The sequence below is a fragment of the Staphylococcus hsinchuensis genome, assembly GCF_038789205.1.
Taxonomy (GTDB): Bacteria; Bacillota; Bacilli; order Staphylococcales; family Staphylococcaceae; genus Staphylococcus; species Staphylococcus hsinchuensis.
In genome coordinates this window covers 1628883-1650050 of sequence record NZ_CP128355.1, presented here as the reverse complement: position 1 = coordinate 1650050, position 21168 = coordinate 1628883, and the positions used below count along the sequence as shown (strand labels likewise).

Below are 21168 nucleotides of genomic sequence, written 5' to 3'. Positions count from 1 at the left end.
TGTTATAATAGGAAGAAACTAATGTGCGAAGGAGAACAATATGGCTCAAGATGAAAAAGATATTGTAGGTTCTATAGAATTTCTACAAGTAATGGGTGTAGAAGGGTCCACATACAAATTAAAGGGACCAAATGGAGAAGACGTAAAACTCAATAAATCAGAAATTAATGAAGAAGACGATTTAGAAATAGGAGAAGAGTATAGCTTTTTCATTTATCCAAACCGTTCAGGTGATTTGTTTGCCACACAAAATATGCCTGATATTACAACAAACAAATATGATTTCGTTAAAGTATTGAAAACAGATCGAGACGGCGCTCATGTAGATGTAGGTTTACCGAGAGAGGTATTAATCCCATGGGAAGACTTACCTAAAGTAAAAGAAATTTGGCCAACTCAAGGCGATGAACTACTTGTCACACTGCGTATAGACAGAGAAAGAAATATGTTTGCACGACTTGCAACTGAAACAATTGTTGAGCAAATGTTCACGCCAGTTGACAATGACGAAATGCACAATCAGGTTATTGAAGCTCGTCCTTATAGATTATTAAGAGTAGGTAGCTTCCTTCTATCTAAAGATGGTTACAAAATCTTTGTTCATGAATCAGAAAGAAAAGAAGAACCACGCTTAGGTGAAAATGTCTCAGTACGTATAATCGGTTACAACGAAAAGGGTGAACTTAATGGTTCTTTTTTACCACTAGCACATGAGCGATTGGATGAAGATGGTCAGCACATATTTGATTTACTTGTCGAATATGACGGAGAATTACCTTTTTGGGATAAATCCAGTCCTGAAGCTATTAAAGAAGTGTTTAATATGAGCAAGGGTGCCTTTAAACGTGCAATCGGTCATCTATACAAACATAAAATTATCAATATCGAAACAGGTAAGATTACGCTAACTAAAAAGGGTTGGAGTAGAATAGAAGAGTAATCTATCTTAGTAATTATTTAGTAGAAAATAACTTCACATGATTTAAGTTGAAACATAAATATTAGCATTAAGTCCATCAATGGTTAAAAACTTTTGGTGGACTTATTTTTTATACCAATATTCATATTTTGAGTTTCTTCTATAATAAAGAAACAAATATACATCAATTTATATAATTTGATTTTAATGTTCAGTAACAATAAATAACAAATACATAAATCTAGTGAAATACAGTCTCAACCTACAAATACCAACAAACATTAAAACAGTTATCTATTCAGTTGCTGGCCAAATAATAAGAAAAATATTTCGTTGGCAAGCTATCTTAACAAAATATTTACATTAAAGTCATTTGTAATTAATATACGATGTGTAGTATAAGGGTTGTAAGAAATACATATAACTTTTTGGGTTATTTATTTATTAGGAGGATGTTTCAATGAAAAAATGGCAATTATTTGGTACTACAGTAGTTGGTGCTTCACTTTTATTAGGAGCTTGCGGAGGTAACGGTGGCTCTGATTCAGGTTCAGGAGAAGGTAAAGACGTTAAAGGAGAAGTTAAAGGCGATGGGTCATCAACAGTAGGTCCAATCATTGAAAAATTAAACGAAAAATTCAACAAAAAATTTCCAAATGTAACTGTTTCAAATGCACAATCAGGTACTGGGGGCGGATTTGAAAAGTTCATTTCTGGAAGTACTGATTTTTCAAATGCATCTAGACCAATAAAAGATGACGAGAAGAAAAAATTAAAAGACAAAGGTATCGATTATAAAGAATACAAAATCGGCCAAGATGGTGTAACAGTTACTGTAAACAAAGATAATGATTTCGTTAAAGAATTATCTAAAAAACAATTGAAAAAAATCTACTCTGGCGAAGCTAAAACTTGGAAAGATGTTAATTCTAAATGGCCAGACAAAGAAATCAAACCATTCTCACCTAACCAATCACATGGTACTTATGACTTCTTTAGTGAAGAAGTAATGGACAAAGGTGATATCAAAGCTGATAAGAACTCAGATACAAACCAAATCGTATCTAACGTAGACAAAAACAAACAAGCTATCGGATACTTCGGTTATGACTACTACAAAGAAAACAAAGACAAATTAAAAGTAGTTAACATCAAAGACGAAAAAGGTAAACTTACAAAACCTTCAGAAAAAACTATCCAAAATGGTTCATACGTATTAAGTAGACCATTATTCATCTACGCTAACGAGAAGAAATTAAAAGATAACAAAGGTTTACAAGAATTCTTGAAATTCACATTAAAAGATAAAGGTAAATCAGCTGAAGATGTAGGTTTAGTTGCATTACCTAAAGACAAATACACTAAACAACTTGATAAATTAAATAAATTTATCGACAAAAATAGTGATAGCAAAGACAGCAAAAAAGACGACAGCAAAAAAGAAGATAAGTAAACATAGCTTTATTTCTTAAAGGTTGGGAATTTGGAAGTGGGGGGCGAAAGTGACAGTTTTAAATGTCACTTTCCTCTACATTCCTTGTTCTGTAAGACTAATGTATACAAGTGCTATCCATTTCGCTTGTATGCAATTAGTTAACAGAGACTCCCAACCTTTTTTAATAATTTGGGAGACAAATAAAGAAGGAAGGTATTGAAATGGCGAATTCGCAACCATCAGTAGGTGAGATGATTAAAAAGAATAATGCTAAAAAGAAAGGCCTTAGTGATAAAATTGTACCTTTAATTTTAGGTATCATCGCATTATTCTCAATATTAGCTACAATCGGTATTATTGTTACGTTATTGACAGAGACAATTACATTTTTCACACGCGTACCAATCACACAATTTCTATTTAAAACACAATGGGATCCAGCAAGTTCAGAACCTAAATATGGTATATGGGCATTAATACTAGGTACTCTTAAAATCACATTTATTGCAACAATTGTTGCAGTACCTTTAGGTTTAGGTGCAGCACTTTACTTAAGTGAATATGCTTCAAGTCGTGCAAGAAGAATTATTAAACCTATTTTAGAAATATTATCTGGTATTCCGACTATTGTATTTGGTTTCTTCGCAGTATCATTCGTAACTCCTATATTAAGAGCAATCTTCCCGTTCATTGATAGTTTAAACTCTATCAGTCCAGGGATTGTTGTAGGTATTATGATTATTCCATTAATTTCAAGTATGAGTGAGGATGCAATGTCATCTGTACCTGACAAAATGCGTGAAGGTGCACTTGGTTTAGGTGCTACAAAATTTGAAGTAGCAACAAAAGTTGTGTTACCAGCAGCAATTTCAGGTGTTATGGCATCAATTGTATTAGCGATTTCTCGTGCTATCGGTGAAACTATGATCGTATCGTTAGCAGCAGGTAGTTCACCAAAATTCGATTTAAGTCTTACTAATTCAATTCAAACTATGACAGGCTACATTGTAGAAATCGCATCAGGTGATGCAACATTTGGATCAGACCAATATTACAGTATTTACGCTGTTGGGTTCACATTATTCTTATTCACATTAATCATGAACCTATTATCACAATGGATTACGAAACGCTTTAGAGAGGAGTATTAATTATGAGCGAGTCTAATAATAAAACACTAGTCGATCAAAATACTGTAGACAACAAGCTCTCTGGCAGACTTAATAAGAATAAATTCAACAAAGCAGCGTTTTTCGCTTGTACATTAGTTGGTTTAATCGTTCTTGCTGCTTTAATTATCAATACATTAATCCAAGGTGCAGGGCATTTAACACCTAAATTCTTCACAAGTTTCTCATCTTCTACGCCATCAATGGCCGGTATTAAAGGAGCGTTAATGGGAACACTTTGGTTAATGATAACTATCATTCCAATTTCAATCATCTTAGGTGTCGGTACAGCAATCTATCTTGAAGAATATGCAAAAGATAATGCTTTTACAAAATTCGTAAGACTTTGTATTAATAACTTAGCCGGTGTACCATCTGTTGTATTCGGTTTACTTGGTTTAACGCTTTTCGTAAGAGGTATGAATGTTCCAGCTTTAGCTATGCATGAAACAGTTATTGCAGCCGCATTAACAATGTCATTACTAATTTTACCTGTTATTATCGTATCTAGCCAAGAAGCAATAAGAGCGGTACCTAATTCAGTAAAAGAAGCTTCATATGGTTTAGGTGGTAATAAATGGCAAACAATTCGTCGTGTCGTATTACCAGCAGCCATCCCTGGTATTTTAACTGGATTTATCTTAGCTTTATCAAGAGCATTAGGTGAAACAGCGCCATTAATCTTGATTGGTATTCCAACAGTTTTATTACACGTACCAACAAGTATCTTTGATAAATTCCAAGCATTACCAATCACGATTTACAACTGGGCAAAAATGCCTCAAGACGAATTCCAAAACGTTGCAGCAGCCGGAATTATAGTATTATTAGTAATCTTATTATTAATGAATGCAGTTGCAATCTTCTTACGTAATAAATATAGCAAGAAATATTAATGAACTTTTCATATAAACAACAGTGAATTGATGGGGAAATCACTTAAACAAGAGATATAAATGAGTTCAAAAAGGAGTTTTAATTATGGATAAAAAAACAATCTCAGAAGATAAAAAAGAACTTGAATCAACAACTAATGAACAGTCAGCACCAGCGACTACAATCGACACAAATAATACAAACAAAAAAGAAAGCTCAATTCCAGATAGCCAAAAAAACATTGTTTATTCAACTAAAAATTTAGACTTATGGTATGGTGAAAATCATGCTTTAAAAAACATTAACTTAGATGTTTTAGAAAACACAGTTACTGCAATTATCGGACCTTCAGGTTGCGGTAAATCAACTTACATCAAAACATTAAATCGTATGGTTGAATTAGTACCTTCAGTTAAAACAGCTGGTAAAATTATGTATCGTGATCAAAACATCTTTGATGATAATTATTCAGTTGAAAAGTTAAGAACAAACGTAGGAATGGTCTTCCAACAACCAAACCCATTCCCTAAATCAATCTATGATAATATTACTTACGGACCAAAAATTCACGGTATTAAAGACAAAAAGGTTTTAGACGAAATCGTAGAAAAATCATTACGTGGTGCAGCAATTTGGGATGAATTAAAAGATCGTTTAAATACGAACGCATACAGTTTATCAGGTGGTCAGCAACAACGTGTTTGTATCGCTCGTAGTTTAGCGATTGAACCAGATGTAATCCTAATGGACGAACCAACATCAGCTTTAGACCCTATTTCAACATTAAAAGTTGAAGAATTAGTTCAAAACTTAAAAGAAAATTACTCAATTATTATCGTTACACACAACATGCAACAAGCAGCACGTGTTTCTGATAAAACAGCATTCTTCCTTAACGGTTATGTAAATGAATATGATGATACTGATAAATTATTCTCAAATCCTTCTGATAAACAAACAGAAGATTACATTTCAGGTAGATTTGGTTAATACCGAATGGTAATAATTCGAGAAAAATATGAAGGCCAATTAGACGATCTTGTTAAAGATTTACGTCGACTTGGCCTTTACGTTTATCAGCACATATCATATGCCCTACAATCGTTAAGCGAAGAGGACCGTAATTATGCACGACAAACAATTGAGAGAGATAAAGTTATCAATGCTTTAGAAACTGATATTAACGAAAAGGTCATCATGCTTATAACAAAGCAACAACCCATTGCTACAGATTTACGATTAATGATGGCCTCTCTGAAAATCGCGAGTGATTTAGAAAGAATTGGCGATAATGCAGCAAGTATTGCTAAAATACGTTTGCGTGCAAAAATTACCGATCACTATGTACTAACACGACTTAACACGATGGGTAAATTGGCATTGTTAATGCTTAAAGATATGAGAGATGCAGTAAAACACAACGACATCACGTTAATTAAAGAAATTATAGAACGTGATAAAGATATTGATGATTTATATAAAAACATCGTAAATACAACGTATTTAATTGACAATGACCCATTTGTGGCAGGACAAGCACATCTTGCAGCACGCCATTTAGAAAGAGTAGGAGATCACATCGGTAATGTTGCTGAAAATATTTACTTTTTCATTACTGGTGAACGATACGAAACATACAATAAATAAATTAAATGCTTACAACCCAAAATATAAAAGGATCAATCAGACCAAGAGAAGGTTATGATTGATTCTTTTTAATGTTTAATTGTATTTTAGTCGTGTATGATAAAAGAGTAAAATTTTTTAGAGAAGGTGATGACATGGCAGAGAATAAAAACTTCGATAATCAAAACAATTCCGATTTATTAACACAAAAAATGTTAGAAACGCGTACGGTTATTATTTCTGGTGAAATTAATGATGAAACGGCGTATGACGTAGCAAATAAATTATTATTATTAGAAGCAACGAGTGATGAACCAATCAACTTGTTCATTTCTACTCAAGGAGGCCATGTTGACTCTGGTTTCTATATTCGTGATATGATTAACTTTATTAAACCAAAAGTGAACATTATTGGTTCAGGTTGGGTAGTAAGCGCAGGTATCTTTATCTTCTTGTCAGGAGAAAAAGAAAGACGCTATAGTTTACCAAATACACGCTTTATGATGCATCAACCGAGTGGTGGTGCACAAGGTCAATCAACTGAAATTGAAATTACTGCACGTGAAATCGTAAGAACACGTAAACGTATCAATGAAGTTATTGCTCAAGAAACAGGTCAAAAAATTGAAAAAGTTGAAGAAGATACGAACAGAGATTATTGGTTAAGTGTGGAAGAAGCCGTTGAGTATGGAATTGTAAATAAAATTATAAGTAGCAGAGATGAACTTGAATAACTCAAAAATAAATTAATATATAAAAACGGACTGAGTAATAACAGTCCGTTTTTTATATATTGAATTACTCACTTTGTTCAATTTCATCAGTTAACTTTTCTAATTCATCCACGAGATGACCAATATAGCGAATTGTCGAACGTAATGGTTTATCTGTACGAATATCAATACTAGCGGTATCTGCCAAGTCAATTGGTGATTGACTACCACCAGCACTTAAAGTCTCTAACCATTGATCCACAGCCTGTTGGCCTTCTTTTTTAATTTTTTGAGACATCACTGTCCCAATCGTTAACCCTGCTGAATACGTATACGAGTATAATCCCATATAATAATGAGGTTGGCGCATCCAAGTTAATTCGACGCCATCTGATAATTTAACCGCATTTCCGAAGAATTGACCATAAACATCACGCATAATTTCATTAAGTACAGGGGCTGTAAGGGATTCACCATTATCTACCTTATTATATACTTCTCTTTGAAACGCTGCTTCTAACAAATGCGTTACCATATTATGGTAATAAGTTCGTGAAATAATAGAACCGATTACCCATCTTTTGAATTTTGGGTCGTCACTTGAATCGATTAAATAATTAGCCATTAACATTTCATTCATCGTAGAAGGTGCCTCTACAAAGTACATAGATGGTTCTGATTCTAAATAATTTTGATGTTTTTGAGCCAGCGTAAAATGTCCTGCATGACCTAATTCATGTGCCAGAACAAAAGTTTCTGTCATCTTACCAGTCCAAGAAATAAATACATACGAATGCGTAGCATAGGGACTAGCACAATATGCACCCGTCTCTTTACCTTTATTTTGTGCAAAATCAATCCATCTATCTTTATAAGCACGTTCAACCATATTTAAATAATCTTGGCCAAGTATTTTTAAAGCGCCAAAGATATACTGTTTTGAATCTTCAATTGAAATGGATGGTTCATAATCAGGGTCAATCGATACTTGTAAATCTTCAAAACGCATCGTATCTTGTCCATGAACACGTTTTAGTAACTTTGCGTATTTCTGCATAATTGGCGCCAGGTCACTCATAATAACATCGATTTGACGGTCAAACATTTCACGTGTCACTTCTTGCTCTGATAACAAATAGTCGATAACAGAATCATAACCTCTAAGATTTGCTTCAATTTTTTCTTGTTGAACATGCATATTATATGTAGCCGCAGTAGTATGTTGGTATTTACTGATTGCATGACTAAAATATTTAAAGCTTTTTCTGCGGAATTCTGTATCTGGATCATCCTCATATTCATTTTCAAAAGTTGTATAATCCAATGGATAAGTTTGGTCTTTATATTTAAATGTACCAAAATCAATATCTAACATTTTTGTAATGCCATACAGCTCAAAAGGACTGTCAAAAGTAGGGGATAAACTAGCTAAAGTACTTTCAACTTCAGGTGATAATTGATATTGTTGCTTATCTTTCAACTTTTTTAAATAATGTGGATATTTACTGTTTTCAATTAACTCATTGATTAATGATTCAGGTTGTTGCAAAATTTCTGATTCAACAAAAGTTAGTTCACTAGCAATTTTCCCATTGTAATTAGTTAGCTTTGAACTTAACGTTTGTGCTGCTTCATTTGTAACATCAACACTTAATCTTAATTCTGCATAGTTACTCATTCGATCAACATTTATTAGTATTTCCACATATGTATCTAATGCATGTTCAATCGTTTTTATATTATTGAGCGTGTTATAAAATTGCTTGTGGAAATCCTGGGCTTGTTTTAATGTGATATCTAACATTTCATAGAATTCAGCATCTGTTGCAAATAATTCTGTAATATCCCAAGTTTCTTCTTGAGGGACATGTTTTCGTTTTGGTAAAGATTCGACCATACAATCACTCCTTAAGCATACTTTATATCATTATTCACTGTTAATTATACTAGAAAACACCACAAAAAATACACTACAGGGCTTACATTTCATCGCTAATAGAGCATCAATATTAAATTTATCTAAAATACAATAATTATTTTCGATTGTACAGCTAAAGACTGAATGAAAATCTTAATAAATTTAGTATAATAATATTAAGATTAATTATGCATACTATAATATTAAGGAGCGCTAAAGATGACATTAACCGATTTACCACACTACTTATGGATTACTGTAATTGCTGTCATATTATTAACTGTATTTAATACACTCGTGTTGCATAAATGGTTTGCTACACCAATCATTACATTTCTTATATTAACTATAGCAGCATTTTTCATTCCAATATTCTATGATATATCTTATAAACCGTTATTCGGTTATGCGATGTTCATGTCTATCATAAGCATAATTATAAGTTTCTTAATATGGTTCTTTACGAGAAATTGGCGACGTCAACGTGAACAAAAGAGAATTGAAAAAGTTATACGAAAGCATCATCATTATTATGGCCAAAATCATTATCCAAGAAATGATTTCAATCATCATTATCGTTACTAATAGAAACTCAATTACAAGATTTAAAGTTCAGTGCATAAGGTACTGAACTTTTTTATATACACGATTAAACGAAATGAACATAAATCTCATAAATGGGGCACCTTTTTTTAAATATAGATAACTTCCTATAATATATATTATGTAAACTAAAAAGAAATTGAAAATCTATACTCAATAATTCAGCATTATTTATCATGCATTATCAATAAATTACAATTTGTAAGTTGTCATGCATGTATCTATTAATCATTTCGTAAGATGCATCAATCTATAAACTTTCTAATCACTATGGTTATGAAATTTGCACTGAGCTTTATACTGATATGCAAAATCATTTTTCGATGCAACTCACGTTAAATCTCAGCATTACTCCTAATATTTAAATTAAAAATTTAATATCAGAAACCTGTATATATGCAAATGGCTCAAGATTTATTAGAAATAATTATATAATTAATAGAATCAACAATATAACAATAAACTTGCTATGAAATAGTACTAATAAACTCATTATTTTATAAGTAATCCTTAATTACAGTAAGTTTCAATTAAAATAAATATATATAGTTTACATAATATTTCTATAGTTAATTTAATTCCTACTAAAAGAAAAAGCTTATAGGCATTTTCATATACCTATAAGCCTTAAATATAATATCTAGAACTTATGTTATTTCTTAATTTTCTTTCTTGCTTTGTTTAATGTATTGAATAACCAATATTTTGTTTTCTTAATTGGTTTATAGAAGTCGCCGATAAGTTCTTCGATTTGAACATTGAAACCACGTTTAAAGCGATATACGCCGTAGTCTTCACTGTTTTCTGTGAAATCTCCTGATAAACCGTAGAAATTGTAACGTGTATATCCATGCTCGAAACAGTAATTAATCATGAACCAATGCATCATATATGGTCCCATATATTGGTTATACTTTTCTGAAGAACCGCCAGAGAAGTAGTTCACTTCATAAGCATTTGTAAAGTAAACGCCTGATGCTAGGTTTAAGACTGAACCGTCTGTTTGTCTTAACTCACTCGCTTGTAACAATTCTTTCTTGTCATGTTCAATTTGTTTATCGAGTTCAGCAATTTTCTTTAATTGTTTATCTGATTTATTTTCTTTTGCCATCATTTGATCACGACGAGATTCTTTATCGTTTAATGACTCTTGTGTGTTGTTAATATATTCATCTAAATCGATATATGCTAACGGTATTAATGCTTTATCTCCGTAATTATCGATAAAGTTATAGAAATATTCGTCTGTTTTTGAAACGAAACCAGTACGTGCTTCAGTTTCACGATAAAGCTCTAAAAATTGATCAAATTCATCACGTTTAAGGAAACGAACTTTTACGCCGTAGTTAATTGCTTTATTGACATTACGCTTTCTTTGGCTATCAAATTGCTTTTTAAGTGAGGCTGGTGTTTCATTTTCTAAGTTTAACACGCCCATCCAACGAACTTGACTTGAACTATCATACTGAGTTGTGAATCCGTGATGCGTATAGCCATGTGATTTAAACAAGTTCACTAAGGCGTCATTTTTATCTCGATCTGGGAATTGATTAATATCTTTATCATAAATATTGTAAATCCAGTATGGGTCTAATTTTACATATAAGCAGTTATGTTGTTGTAAATAACTATCGAGTTCACGTAAGTAGAAATCGATTAATCCTAAATCATTATAATCCATCACAGGACCACGGTTAGAATAATAAACATAGCTACCCATAGTAGGAATTTTTGAGAAAAGACTAGCTGCAATAACTTGATTATCATCATCTTTTAAGCCCAGTAATACAACTTGAAATCCATCATTTTCTCTTGTCGCAATATTTTCTTTCACTTGGAAATAATGACTTTCTAACGCTGGATTCTGTACAAAATTTTCGTATTCTTTGACAGTTAACTCAGTAAATTTCATTCTAGCTTAGTTCCCTTCTATATATGTTTACTTTTTGTCCTTAATATCTTTTAATTTCTTATAAATGTTATAAATAGGTTTGTTAATCGGTTTAATAAAGTCACCAACATATTCTACAACGTCTGCGTTATAGCCTTTTTTAAATTTAACAACTCCCGCATCTTCTGCATCTTCTGAAAAATCACCAGTAATTCCATAGAAGTTATAACGATTAATTCCATGTTCTAAAGCATAGTTAATCATTTTCCATTGAATTGCGTAGCTTCCTGCAAAGTGTCTAAACTCATTAGCTGTACCACCAGCATAATATACAACTTCAAATGGATTAATTATGAAGAATGCAGCCGATATTGGTAATTCATTCCCATGTTCTTCTTGTAATGCTTTCGCTTCGTCAATTTTTTGTTGATTTGCTACAAGTTGTTTTTCTAAATTGTCTCGCTTATTGTACGACTTTTTATTGTCTGGTCGTTTTTCGATATCTTTTAATGCTTTATTAATATCTTTAGTTAAAGCTTCTCGATCAAGTTTCAACTCTTCGATGTATTCATCAAAGTCCATGTAAGCTAATGGTACTAAGACACGATCCTTATAATACTTCAAACGATTGTAATAGAAACTATCATTTCTATCGTCGAAGGCTTTCGTCTCAGAAGTTTCTTCCATAAATTGGCGGAAAATCGGTAATTCTTCTTTATTTAAAAATCTAATCTTAACGCCATTTTTCTGAACTTTTTTAGTATTACGTTTTCTTAAACTATCCATTCCTTTTAAAACGTCTTTTTCAGTTTTATCTGTTAAATCTAAAACAGAATGGAACCGAACTTGTTTGTCAGAATGGAAACCTGTGAAAAATCCTTGGTGTTTAAATCCAAGTTGCTTCATCTTATCAAAGAACCAATCATTTCCTGCATTTTCAAGTACGTCACCCTCGTGGTTACGATACTGATATGCTAAATATGGATCTACTCTTAAATAGATTGCATTATGTTTTTTTGCATATTGTGCCAATTCATTAAAGAAAAAATGAACAAGTTCTTTATTATCAAAATCTATAACAGGTCCTCTGTTCGTATAGAAAGATTTGAAAAAACGCATTACAGGTATTGCTGTCATTAAACAAGCTGCAATAACTTGATTATTATTATCCTTTATACCTACTAAATGCGTTTCAGCACCTTCTGCAACCTTTAATTCATAGTTCGCAGTCATTTGAGTGAAATGACTGTTGGGCATTTTATCTGTAAATTCCCTGAATTCTTTAGCGGTTAAATTTGTAAATTTCATTTTTTAATAAACTCCTAATTGTCTATAGTACTTTGATACAATGTTTGCTCTTAATCTCGATTATTATACAATAATCGTTCATAAAACAAAATCAATACCTATTTTGTGCATCGTACCTATCACTTTTATATAACATAAACAGATTTTTCCACTATAAGTATCTTTATATCCTTTATTATATCATTCATACAAATTTATCAAAGAATAAACTATTATGAATATGACTTATCTTTATTTCAATTATTACTTTAAGCATCATTATTTAATTAAATTGTAAAATAATACTATAATTGCTATTTTAAATAATACTGACTATGTACATAGGTCAATTGAAAAAATAAAAACTGGAAAACACTACGTTCTCCAGTTTTTTATAATACTTTTAGCTTAAGCTTCAACTTTCATATTATTTTAAAGCATCTCTTAATGCTTCACCGATTGCAACGCTTGATTGTGGATTTTGACCTGTAATAAATTGTCCATCTTTTTCCACGTGTACTGAGAAGTTATCATCGGCAACAAATTTAGCACCTTGGTTTTCTAATTCCGTTTGAGTTAGGAAAGGTACTTTTTCGTCTAATTTCATCGTACGTTCTTCATCATCTGTAAATGAAGTTAATGTCACGCCGTCAACTAAGAAATTACCATCGTTGTCTTTGGCACCTACAAAAGCACTTGGACCATGACAAACTGATGAAATATACTTACCTTCACCTTTAAATTGTGCAAGAATTGCTGCAAGCTTTTGATTGTGTGCATAATCAAATACTGTGCCGTGACCACCAGGTAAATAAACAGCATCGTAATTATCAACATTAACATCATCTAAACTAGATAATTGTTTAATTTTTTCAACGAAGTCACTATATTTATTTAATTCATCGTTTTGAGTAGAATTAGGGTCAATCGGTACTTCCCCACCGTTGATTGAAACAAGATCTACATCAACACCTGATTCCGTTAAAATATTATAAGGTTCACTCGCCTCTTCTAACCATAATCCTGTAGGTGTACCGTCGTCATATTGATCTCTGCTTGTTAAAACAAACAATACTTTTTTAGTCAAAATTGTCACCTCTATATAATGAATTTGAAATTAGCTTAAGTTATTACTATACATGCGCTTTTTATTACTTAGCATGATGCTAATTTCTCTTCAAAGATTCTAATGATACTTTACCCGTATTATTTATATGTTATTCATTTTGATCTAGAGGTTTATCTAACGCTTGTCGAATAGATTTTAGAAATTGTATAGTTGTTTCCACATTATCATTTTCAAAGCGTTTGACAATTTCACTCCCCATAACGACACCATCTGCTACACTCACAATATCAGTAACATGTAACGAGTTACGAATGCCGAAACCAGCTACTACTGGTATATCTGTTAATGTTTGAATGTGTTGAATCGTACGCTTTAAATCTGGATGGAATTTACCATTTTCACCCGTAGTTGCATTCATCGTCACTGTATACATGAACCCTTCAGCGTCTTTCGCAATTTGTTCAATTCGTGATTCAGAAGTAGTCATCGCAATTAAAGAAATGATATTTACAGTACGATTTGGATGACGTTTCTTCAATTGTTGTATGAGTTCATGTGGTAAATCTGGAATGATTACACCATAAATACCAGCTTGCGCACATGCGTTGAAAAATTCAGTTTCGCCATAATGTTGAATGATGTTGTAATAGGTCATTAGCACATAGTTACTCGTAATTTCTTCTTGATGTTTTTCTAATTGATCGATAATATACTGTACATTCACACCTTCTTCTATTGCTTTAGCCCCAGCATCCATAATTACCGGTCCATCAGCTACCGGGTCCGAGAAAGGCACACCGATTTCCACAATATCGGCTCCAACTTCATTTAATGTCTTTAAATTATCAATAAATGACGTATTTCCCATAATGTATGGTATAAATAGTTTACGCATCGCCTTCACCACCTTTATTCATATATGCACGGATTGTATCCATATCTTTATCTCCACGACCAGATACAGTTACTACAATAATTTCATCTTCGCTCATTCGAGGTGCAAGCTCCTCAACGTAACTTAAAGCATGCGCACTTTCAATAGCTGGTATAATACCTTCTGCTTTAGTAAATCGTACAAGTGCTTCCATTGCTTGATTATCACTCGCCGTCACATAATCTACTCTTCCAATATCATGATAATACGAATGTTCAGGACCAACCCCTGGGTAATCTAACCCTGCTGAAATTGAATGTGCTAATTGAATTTGACCATCTTCATTTTGTAACAAATACATTTTAGTCCCATGTAGCACCCCGACTTTGCCTTGCGTGATTGCTAATGCATGACGATCCGTTTTTACACCTTTACCAGCAGCTTCTACACCATATAATTTAACGTCGTCTTTTATAAATGGATAAAACGTGCCTATCGCATTGGATCCTCCACCTACACAAGCAACGATTGCATCAGGTAAACGCCCTTCTTTATCTTGTATTTGACCTTTGATTTCTTCTCCGATGACACTTTGAAAGTCTCGTACCATTGTTGGAAATGGATCAGGTCCAAGCGCAGAACCTAACAAGTAATGCGTATCATCTACGTGACTCACCCAGTATTGTAGTGCTTTATTTACAGCATCTGACAACGTGCCTTGCCCTTCAGTTACTGATTTAACTGTCGCACCTAACAATTCCATTCTAAATACGTTTAGCGATTGTCGTTTAATATCTTCTTCACCCATAAATACAACGAGTTCCATATCAAATAACGCGGCAACAGTTGCACTCGCAACCCCGTGCTGGCCTGCACCAGTTTCTGCTACGAGTTTCTTCTTGCCCATGCGTTTTGCAAGTAAAGCTTGTCCTAATGCGTTGTTGATTTTATGCGCGCCAGTATGGTTTAAATCTTCTCTTTTCAAATAAATTTTTGCCCCACCTAATGTTTCCGTATAAGATTTCGCATACGTTAACGGTGTTTCTCGCCCTACATATTCTTTTAAATAATACGTTAATTCTTCTTTAATTTGTGGGTCTTCTTTCGCTTTGTTATAGGCTTGTTTCAGTTCTTGAATTGCTGGCATTAACGTTTCTGGTACAAATTGTCCCCCGTATTCACCGAAAAAACCAAATTCATCTGCTTGCGTTTGAATATTACGTTGCATCATATTTTTTCTCCTTTACTTTTAAAATAATGTCTTTCATCTTATTTATATCTTTAACATCTTCACTTTCGATTCCACTCGCAATGTCGTATCCACTATGCGCTAATTCTAATTGCTCTATTTTGTTAATATTTTCAAGATCAATTCCGCCTGCAATCAAAAATTCAATTCCTGTGAGTCCTTGCAATATTTCCCAATTATAAACTTTACCTGTACCACCATAACTTTCTGAAGGTGTATCTATAATAAATAGGTCGATATCAGTGCGATAATATTCAATCGCGTTTGATAAAGCATCTTTGTCTGAAGCGGGCAGTGCTTTAATTAATTTAATGTGCGGAAAAAGTCGTTTTATTTGTTGAATGAATTCTATACTTTCTGAACCGTGTAATTGTATAGCCGTTAATGAAGTCGATTCGATAAGGTTTGAAATTGTATCAAAATTAGGATTAACGACTACCACAACCTTTTCTATATGCTTTGGAATTATATCCGTAAACTGTTTGATTGTCGGAACGTCGACATATCTTTTACTTTTGGGATAATGTATAAACCCAATTGCGTCAATATTTAAATCTCTAACTTTAGCAACATCTTCCAACGTACGAAATCCACAAAATTTTAATTTCATCGTTGGACCTTCTCTAATTTTAAACTTGGTAAAAATTGACTCAAGTCATCGCAAGTCATCAATGATTCCCCTATTAACATTCCGCTTATACCTGATGCTACAATATTTTCAACATCACTTCGGTTACGGACTCCACTTTCTGAAATATAATTCACATTGGGTTGATAATCTTCTAAAATTTCGTTTGTATGCAATACATCAGTAACAAAACGTTTTAAATCCCTATTATTAATACCGATTAATTCAGCACCAAGTTGATGTGCTCTCTTAAGTTCTGCTTTATCATGCACTTCAACTAACACTTCTAAGTTTAAAGATCGTGCGTAATGATAAAGTTCCTGTAATTCTTCATCATTTAATACGTTTACGATGAGTAATATAATTGATGCGCCAGCCTTGCGTGCAACATCAATTTGTATTTTTTCAACTATAAAATCTTTACATAACACCGGTAAATTCGTCTCGATAGTTAACTCTTGTAACCTTTCAAAACTACCTTCAAAATACTGTTCATCTGTAAGTATTGAAACTGCATTCGCACCATATTGTTCATATTGCTTAACCTGTTGTATTAAATTTCTTTCAGGTAATCTATCAATAGATGGACTTTTAGATTTTATTTCAGCAATGATGGCTAATTCTTTTGAAGACTTTATTTGGTCGTTTAATGTTTGTTTATGTGAAACGTCAACGGCTGTTAAAGTTTTTAATTTATCTTCGTAATATCCTTGTGCTAATAAATCTCTTTTATAAGCTACAATTTCATCCAATATAGTCATATTGATGTCCTCCCATTTTGTTATATTGTGCTAATGCTGCTCCATCATTTATTAATTTACTAGCTAAATGTACGCCTTGTTGAATCGAGTCAGTTTGTTCAGCTACGTACAAAGCGATACCTGCGTTTAACACGACGACATCTCGTTTTGCACTTTGTTCTTCACCATTAAGAATACGTTTAGTGATTGATAGATTATCATGAGCCGAGCCTCCAACGAGATCGCTATTCGGTGCATAGTCAAATCCTAAATCTTGTGCGTTAAGCGTATAATGTTGGATTTGTCCATCAGATGTTAGTTCATAGATAATATTATCTCCTGATAGAGTGGCTTCATCCATACCATTGGCACCATGCAATACGATTGCCCGTCTTCTACCTAAGTCTGAAAGCGTTCGAGTGATTTTTTCTAACTTTGAAGGTTCATACACGCCCATAACTTGATAATCTAACTGGAACGGATTAATCATCGGGCCTGTAATATTAAAGATAGTTGGTTTATCGATGCCTTTTCGTATAGGTTGAATATGTTTCATCACAGGATATGTTTCAGTCGCACTTAAAAATGCTAATCCTTTCTCTCTCACTTGTTCTATCGTTTTTTCAACCGAGGTCGTTTTGATGTTCATCGCTTTTAACAAATCGGTACTCCCTGAAGCGGAAGTTATGCTCTTATTACCATGTTTAATAACAGGAACACCCGCACTTGCAACTACGAAAGATACCGTTGTTGAAATATTGAAACTATGCGATTTATCTCCTCCTGTACCACACACACAAATACTATTAGGAAACTGAGGTTGTTGTTCATACATTGTCTGAATTAAACTGTTTGCGATATAAGTTAATTCATTTTGGGTAATTTCTTTATTTGAGAACGTAGACAATAACTGCTTTTTTGTCTCTTCCTTTGCTGTTTCATCTAGTAAAAAGGTAATAAATTGATTCATTTGTTGTTGATTCAACGGTTCATGTTGATTAATTTGTTCTTGAAGTCGCATCATGTTTCACCTCTTGGGTTATTTTTAAGAAATTGATAATGATTTGAGTGCCATGTTCAGTTGCAAATGATTCTGGATGATATTGAATACCAAAGTGCGGTTTCATCTTGTGTTGTAAGCCTTGTATACAATCTGGCGTTTCTGCCGTCACGATTAAAGATGTTGGTAATGATTTAGGATCAGTAATTAATGAATGATACCTCATAATTTCTGAATATTCTGTAATATTTTCGTATAGTTGCGTTCTTTTTACAATCTTCATTCGATCTGTTTTACCGTGTTTTATATTTTCACCTTGTATGACTTCCCCACCATAAAAACATGATAAAGCTTGGGAACCTAGGCATACTCCTAATATTGGTTTATGTTGATAGTGTTCAATAATTCTCATCAAGAGATTGGTATCTAACGGATGACCTGGACCAGGCGAAATAATAATGCCGTCAATCTCATTTTGATAGTCAAAAACTTTAGGGTCATCAGGATACTTCACTATAACCTCTGTTTGTTGCGCAACCATATCAACTAAATTATAAGTAAACGAATCATAGTTATCGACGATGAGTATCATGGGGACACCTCCAAAAGACTTTTAGCTTTAAGTTGGGTTTCTTGGAATTCTTTCTCTGGGACTGAATCATACACTACGCCACAACCTGCTTGAACATTGATATTGTGCTCATCTATCATCATTGTACGTATTGCTAAGGCGAAATCTAACTCATGATTACAATTGATATAGCCTATTCCCCCACTATAAACACCACGTTTATGAGGGTAGTTTTCGTAAATACGTTGAATTGCTCTCAGTTTCGGTGCGCCTGACACTGTGCCAGTTGGTAATAAACTTGCAATGACCGACATAGGAGAATAATTATCAGGAACTTTACCACTTACTTCACTAACGATATGCATGACATGTTCGTAACGCTCAATTGCCATTAACTTTTCTAACTTTGAAGTCCCTGTAAGACTAATTCTATGAATATCGTTTCTTCCTAAATCCACTAACATACGATGTTCGCTTATTTCTTTTTCATCATTTTTAAGTTGTTGTTCATTAGCATAATCTTCTTCTTCAGTTTGCCCTCTTTTAATTGTTCCAGCGATTGGGTTGGTTACGACTTTCTGATCTTTAACTTTTACAAAGCTCTCAGGCGAACTTCCTACAATAATAGGTTGATCTATATTCAAGTAATACATATAAGGACTAGGATTTTGTCGTTTTAAATTTTGATAGAGTTGATATGACAACTGTTGTAATTTACTTCCAAAGTGATGTTCATAACTATAAATGATTGATGGGACTACTTGGAACATGTCCCCTTGTCTAATGAGTGATTTCATATTTCTAACCGTTGTTTCAAATTGTTCTGGCGTAATATTAGACTTAATTTGTTTATCGTTATTTTCATAATTTATTGTTGGCGGATAAATGTTAATTTCTTTTAATTCTTCAACTCGACGATCAATTCTAGCTTTCAACTGTGCTTCATTTTGATTTGAAAATAAATTGGTCGCAATCACATATAGGTGTTCTTTATAATGATCAAATGCGTAAACATCCTCGACCATGTGTAAGCGCACATCGTGTTGCTGATGATCTTCAAGGGGGTGTTGCTTTAACTTTGGAAATTCATGTCTCACTAAGTCAAAGCTACACGTACCCACAAACCCAGAAATAAATGGTAAATCTGCGAGCGACTCTTCTTGAATATTAACTTTATAACGATCAATAAACTGTTTTAATTTGTCATACGGTTGGTCATTTTCTACGATTTGTTTTTCGTTCTTTTCAATCGTCAATGTTTCGTCATCTAACGTGATAGAACCATACGTATCAAATATCACCATAGAATAACGGCCCTTCAATTTAGATTGTTCCGAACTTTCTAATATGATTTTATGTTTTTTAAGTCTTGCTAGCGCTTCAGGTGTAACTTCGGCGTGCAATTTTTTATATTGTATCAACATCTGATTTGCCTCCCTTTTGAAAATTAAAAAAACAGCATCCTTAAAATAAAAGACGCTGTTGCGTGGTACCACCTAAATTAGCAGAATATTAAACTCTACTCACTCAAATCATTTTATAAAATTATGATCCAACAAAACCCAATTTCAGTATATGTGCGTGTTAGTTTACATCAACCACTAACTTTCTGAGACTACGTTTACATAACTTACTACATTTTGTTTTCTTTAAAAATTTCCAAATAAAAAGCACCACAATAACACGTACTATAAGGACGCGTTACCGTGGTGCCACCTTAGTTAACATTCTTCATGTTCACTTTCAATTGCTCTATTTATAGTGACGTTTAAAAGCCCAATTCACGATATATGCAGTGCTAATTTCCATCAACCATTAGCTTTCTGATTAACTACTCAACATATACGCTACTCATACTTTCAACATTTAACTTCAATTTCTGAAGTAGTAATTAACTAGTATAGTACAAGCAACATTCTCTTTTGTCAACAATGAATTCTTATTTTTCTAAATATTTCAATATCTATACCTTGTGTATAAATTCTATCTCCATGGTTACATTCTGTCAAAAACTTCTTTTACGTGGCCTGCCAATTTTATTTTATAATGTTCTATATTTGTGTGTTTCACGACGTTATAAATTGCAAATGTTGGCAGTGATGTCATACCAATATATTGATTCATTTTGTGTAAGTGTAACATCGCCTCATCTAAAGAACGTCCGTCATAAAATGCCTCTTTATTATCAAAAATGGCCTCTGGCGCATTCCATGTTAATGAAAGTAAATATTGTTTATCAGTAAACTGTCCACCTTGTCCATATTGATCTGACCCTTTAAAGAATATGCGATCCATATATACTTGATCGATATATTGCTTGAACTTACCAGGTATACTAAACCAATATATTGGTGTCTGCATTATAATTATGTCTGCACGCAACCATTTTTCAATTTCCTCATCTACATCATATCCTTGATCTACTATCGTTGTTTCAACATTAAATTTATCTTTTAGTAATCTTTCCCATTCTTCAAAAATTGTTTGGTTCAACTGCCCTTTTGATTTTTTATAGTATTCGTGACCATTAATGATTAATATATTTTTCATTTTCTTTCCACCTTCGTGTTTTATTATGTATTAAAATTATAAATTGATAG

Annotated in this window: 20 protein-coding genes; 8 read left to right on the top strand and 12 right to left on the bottom strand. The window is 32.9% G+C overall.

Going from position 1 to position 21168, the window contains the following annotated elements; translation table 11 throughout:
• Window positions 1-40: 40 nt before the first annotated feature.
• The 7 genes from cvfB to QQM35_RS08135 all read left to right on the top strand — a co-directional run bounded on the left by cvfB (window position 41) and on the right by QQM35_RS08135 (window position 6759).
• Window positions 41-940: an RNA-binding virulence regulatory protein CvfB gene (cvfB, locus tag QQM35_RS08165; RefSeq protein WP_251516828.1), complete on the top strand. Its 900-nt coding sequence runs from the start codon at window positions 41-43 to the stop codon at window positions 938-940.
• 439 nt (window positions 941-1379) lie between these two features.
• Window positions 1380-2372 (top strand): PstS family phosphate ABC transporter substrate-binding protein, encoded by a 993-nt coding sequence (locus QQM35_RS08160; protein WP_251516825.1) that lies wholly within the window; start codon window positions 1380-1382, stop codon window positions 2370-2372.
• Between the two features lie 203 nt (window positions 2373-2575).
• Complete coding sequence (gene pstC / locus QQM35_RS08155; RefSeq protein ID WP_251516823.1) at window positions 2576-3505, top strand: phosphate ABC transporter permease subunit PstC; 930 nt, start codon at window positions 2576-2578, stop codon at window positions 3503-3505.
• A gap of 2 nt (window positions 3506-3507) precedes the next feature.
• On the top strand, window positions 3508-4419 hold the full coding sequence (pstA, locus tag QQM35_RS08150) for a phosphate ABC transporter permease PstA (protein WP_251516821.1): 912 nt from the start codon (window positions 3508-3510) through the stop codon (window positions 4417-4419).
• 85 nt (window positions 4420-4504) lie between these two features.
• Window positions 4505-5389, top strand: coding sequence for a phosphate ABC transporter ATP-binding protein PstB (pstB, locus tag QQM35_RS08145; RefSeq protein WP_251516819.1), 885 nt, complete (start codon window positions 4505-4507; stop codon window positions 5387-5389).
• A gap of 6 nt (window positions 5390-5395) precedes the next feature.
• On the top strand, window positions 5396-6046 hold the full coding sequence (gene phoU / locus QQM35_RS08140; RefSeq protein ID WP_251516817.1) for a phosphate signaling complex protein PhoU: 651 nt from the start codon (window positions 5396-5398) through the stop codon (window positions 6044-6046).
• Between the two features lie 134 nt (window positions 6047-6180).
• On the top strand, window positions 6181-6759 hold the full coding sequence (locus QQM35_RS08135) for an ATP-dependent Clp protease proteolytic subunit (protein WP_251516815.1): 579 nt from the start codon (window positions 6181-6183) through the stop codon (window positions 6757-6759).
• A gap of 64 nt (window positions 6760-6823) precedes the next feature.
• Here the strand turns inward: QQM35_RS08135 and pepF are convergent, their stop codons facing one another.
• Window positions 6824-8635: an oligoendopeptidase F gene (pepF, locus tag QQM35_RS08130; protein ID WP_251942979.1), complete on the bottom strand. Its 1812-nt coding sequence runs from the start codon at window positions 8633-8635 to the stop codon at window positions 6824-6826.
• Between the two features lie 240 nt (window positions 8636-8875).
• Here pepF and QQM35_RS08125 point away from each other — a divergent pair, with 240 nt between their 5' ends.
• Window positions 8876-9241: a hypothetical protein gene (locus QQM35_RS08125; RefSeq protein ID WP_251516811.1), complete on the top strand. Its 366-nt coding sequence runs from the start codon at window positions 8876-8878 to the stop codon at window positions 9239-9241.
• Window positions 9242-9911: 670 nt separating this feature from the next.
• Here QQM35_RS08125 and QQM35_RS08120 read toward each other — a convergent pair.
• The 11 genes from QQM35_RS08120 to QQM35_RS08070 form a co-directional block, all read right to left on the bottom strand.
• The gene (locus QQM35_RS08120) at window positions 9912-11171 is read right to left on the bottom strand and encodes an aminoacyltransferase (RefSeq protein ID WP_251516809.1); all 1260 of its coding nucleotides are present in this window, start codon (window positions 11169-11171) and stop codon (window positions 9912-9914) included.
• A 27-nt stretch (window positions 11172-11198) separates the two neighbouring features.
• The gene (locus QQM35_RS08115) at window positions 11199-12458 is read right to left on the bottom strand and encodes an aminoacyltransferase (RefSeq protein WP_251516807.1); all 1260 of its coding nucleotides are present in this window, start codon (window positions 12456-12458) and stop codon (window positions 11199-11201) included.
• Between the two features lie 406 nt (window positions 12459-12864).
• Window positions 12865-13524, bottom strand: coding sequence for a type 1 glutamine amidotransferase domain-containing protein (locus tag QQM35_RS08110; protein WP_251516805.1), 660 nt, complete (start codon window positions 13522-13524; stop codon window positions 12865-12867).
• Window positions 13525-13654: 130 nt separating this feature from the next.
• The gene (gene trpA, locus QQM35_RS08105; RefSeq protein WP_251516803.1) at window positions 13655-14401 is read right to left on the bottom strand and encodes a tryptophan synthase subunit alpha; all 747 of its coding nucleotides are present in this window, start codon (window positions 14399-14401) and stop codon (window positions 13655-13657) included.
• Window positions 14394-15608, bottom strand: coding sequence for a tryptophan synthase subunit beta (trpB, locus tag QQM35_RS08100; RefSeq protein WP_251519030.1), 1215 nt, complete (start codon window positions 15606-15608; stop codon window positions 14394-14396). Before trpB ends, trpA begins: the two co-directional genes overlap by 8 nt.
• Window positions 15598-16239: a phosphoribosylanthranilate isomerase gene (locus QQM35_RS08095; RefSeq protein ID WP_251516801.1), complete on the bottom strand. Its 642-nt coding sequence runs from the start codon at window positions 16237-16239 to the stop codon at window positions 15598-15600. Before QQM35_RS08095 ends, trpB begins: the two co-directional genes overlap by 11 nt.
• Window positions 16236-17018: an indole-3-glycerol phosphate synthase TrpC gene (trpC, locus tag QQM35_RS08090; RefSeq protein WP_251516799.1), complete on the bottom strand. Its 783-nt coding sequence runs from the start codon at window positions 17016-17018 to the stop codon at window positions 16236-16238. The genes QQM35_RS08095 and trpC overlap by 4 nt, the downstream gene beginning before the upstream one ends.
• The gene (gene trpD, locus QQM35_RS08085; protein ID WP_251519029.1) at window positions 17002-18018 is read right to left on the bottom strand and encodes an anthranilate phosphoribosyltransferase; all 1017 of its coding nucleotides are present in this window, start codon (window positions 18016-18018) and stop codon (window positions 17002-17004) included. Before trpD ends, trpC begins: the two co-directional genes overlap by 17 nt.
• Window positions 17996-18589: an anthranilate synthase component II gene (locus QQM35_RS08080; protein WP_251516797.1), complete on the bottom strand. Its 594-nt coding sequence runs from the start codon at window positions 18587-18589 to the stop codon at window positions 17996-17998. Before QQM35_RS08080 ends, trpD begins: the two co-directional genes overlap by 23 nt.
• On the bottom strand, window positions 18586-19992 hold the full coding sequence (locus QQM35_RS08075) for an anthranilate synthase component I (protein WP_251516795.1): 1407 nt from the start codon (window positions 19990-19992) through the stop codon (window positions 18586-18588). Before QQM35_RS08075 ends, QQM35_RS08080 begins: the two co-directional genes overlap by 4 nt.
• 571 nt (window positions 19993-20563) lie before the next feature.
• Window positions 20564-21118, bottom strand: coding sequence for an NAD(P)H-dependent oxidoreductase (locus tag QQM35_RS08070; RefSeq protein WP_251516793.1), 555 nt, complete (start codon window positions 21116-21118; stop codon window positions 20564-20566).
• Window positions 21119-21168 lie beyond the last annotated feature (50 nt).

What these genes read in the sequence shown, in the direction of transcription:
- cvfB (WP_251516828.1), top strand. Translation starts at nt 41, where the DNA reads ATGGCTCAAGATGAAAAAGATATTGTAGGTTCTATAGAATTTCTACAA.
- QQM35_RS08160 (WP_251516825.1), top strand. Translation starts at nt 1,380, where the DNA reads ATGAAAAAATGGCAATTATTTGGTACTACAGTAGTTGGTGCTTCACTT.
- pstC (WP_251516823.1), top strand. Translation starts at nt 2,576, where the DNA reads ATGGCGAATTCGCAACCATCAGTAGGTGAGATGATTAAAAAGAATAAT.
- pstA (WP_251516821.1), top strand. Translation starts at nt 3,508, where the DNA reads ATGAGCGAGTCTAATAATAAAACACTAGTCGATCAAAATACTGTAGAC.
- pstB (WP_251516819.1), top strand. Translation starts at nt 4,505, where the DNA reads ATGGATAAAAAAACAATCTCAGAAGATAAAAAAGAACTTGAATCAACA.
- phoU (WP_251516817.1), top strand. Translation starts at nt 5,396, where the DNA reads ATGGTAATAATTCGAGAAAAATATGAAGGCCAATTAGACGATCTTGTT.
- QQM35_RS08135 (WP_251516815.1), top strand. Translation starts at nt 6,181, where the DNA reads ATGGCAGAGAATAAAAACTTCGATAATCAAAACAATTCCGATTTATTA.
- pepF (WP_251942979.1), bottom strand. Translation starts at nt 8,635, where the DNA reads ATGGTCGAATCTTTACCAAAACGAAAACATGTCCCTCAAGAAGAAACT.
- QQM35_RS08125 (WP_251516811.1), top strand. Translation starts at nt 8,876, where the DNA reads ATGACATTAACCGATTTACCACACTACTTATGGATTACTGTAATTGCT.
- QQM35_RS08120 (WP_251516809.1), bottom strand. Translation starts at nt 11,171, where the DNA reads ATGAAATTTACTGAGTTAACTGTCAAAGAATACGAAAATTTTGTACAG.
- QQM35_RS08115 (WP_251516807.1), bottom strand. Translation starts at nt 12,458, where the DNA reads ATGAAATTTACAAATTTAACCGCTAAAGAATTCAGGGAATTTACAGAT.
- trpA (WP_251516803.1), bottom strand. Translation starts at nt 14,401, where the DNA reads ATGCGTAAACTATTTATACCATACATTATGGGAAATACGTCATTTATT.
- trpB (WP_251519030.1), bottom strand. Translation starts at nt 15,608, where the DNA reads ATGCAACGTAATATTCAAACGCAAGCAGATGAATTTGGTTTTTTCGGT.
- QQM35_RS08095 (WP_251516801.1), bottom strand. Translation starts at nt 16,239, where the DNA reads ATGAAATTAAAATTTTGTGGATTTCGTACGTTGGAAGATGTTGCTAAA.
- trpC (WP_251516799.1), bottom strand. Translation starts at nt 17,018, where the DNA reads ATGACTATATTGGATGAAATTGTAGCTTATAAAAGAGATTTATTAGCA.
- trpD (WP_251519029.1), bottom strand. Translation starts at nt 18,018, where the DNA reads ATGCGACTTCAAGAACAAATTAATCAACATGAACCGTTGAATCAACAA.
- QQM35_RS08080 (WP_251516797.1), bottom strand. Translation starts at nt 18,589, where the DNA reads ATGATACTCATCGTCGATAACTATGATTCGTTTACTTATAATTTAGTT.
- QQM35_RS08075 (WP_251516795.1), bottom strand. Translation starts at nt 19,992, where the DNA reads ATGTTGATACAATATAAAAAATTGCACGCCGAAGTTACACCTGAAGCG.
- QQM35_RS08070 (WP_251516793.1), bottom strand. Translation starts at nt 21,118, where the DNA reads ATGAAAAATATATTAATCATTAATGGTCACGAATACTATAAAAAATCA.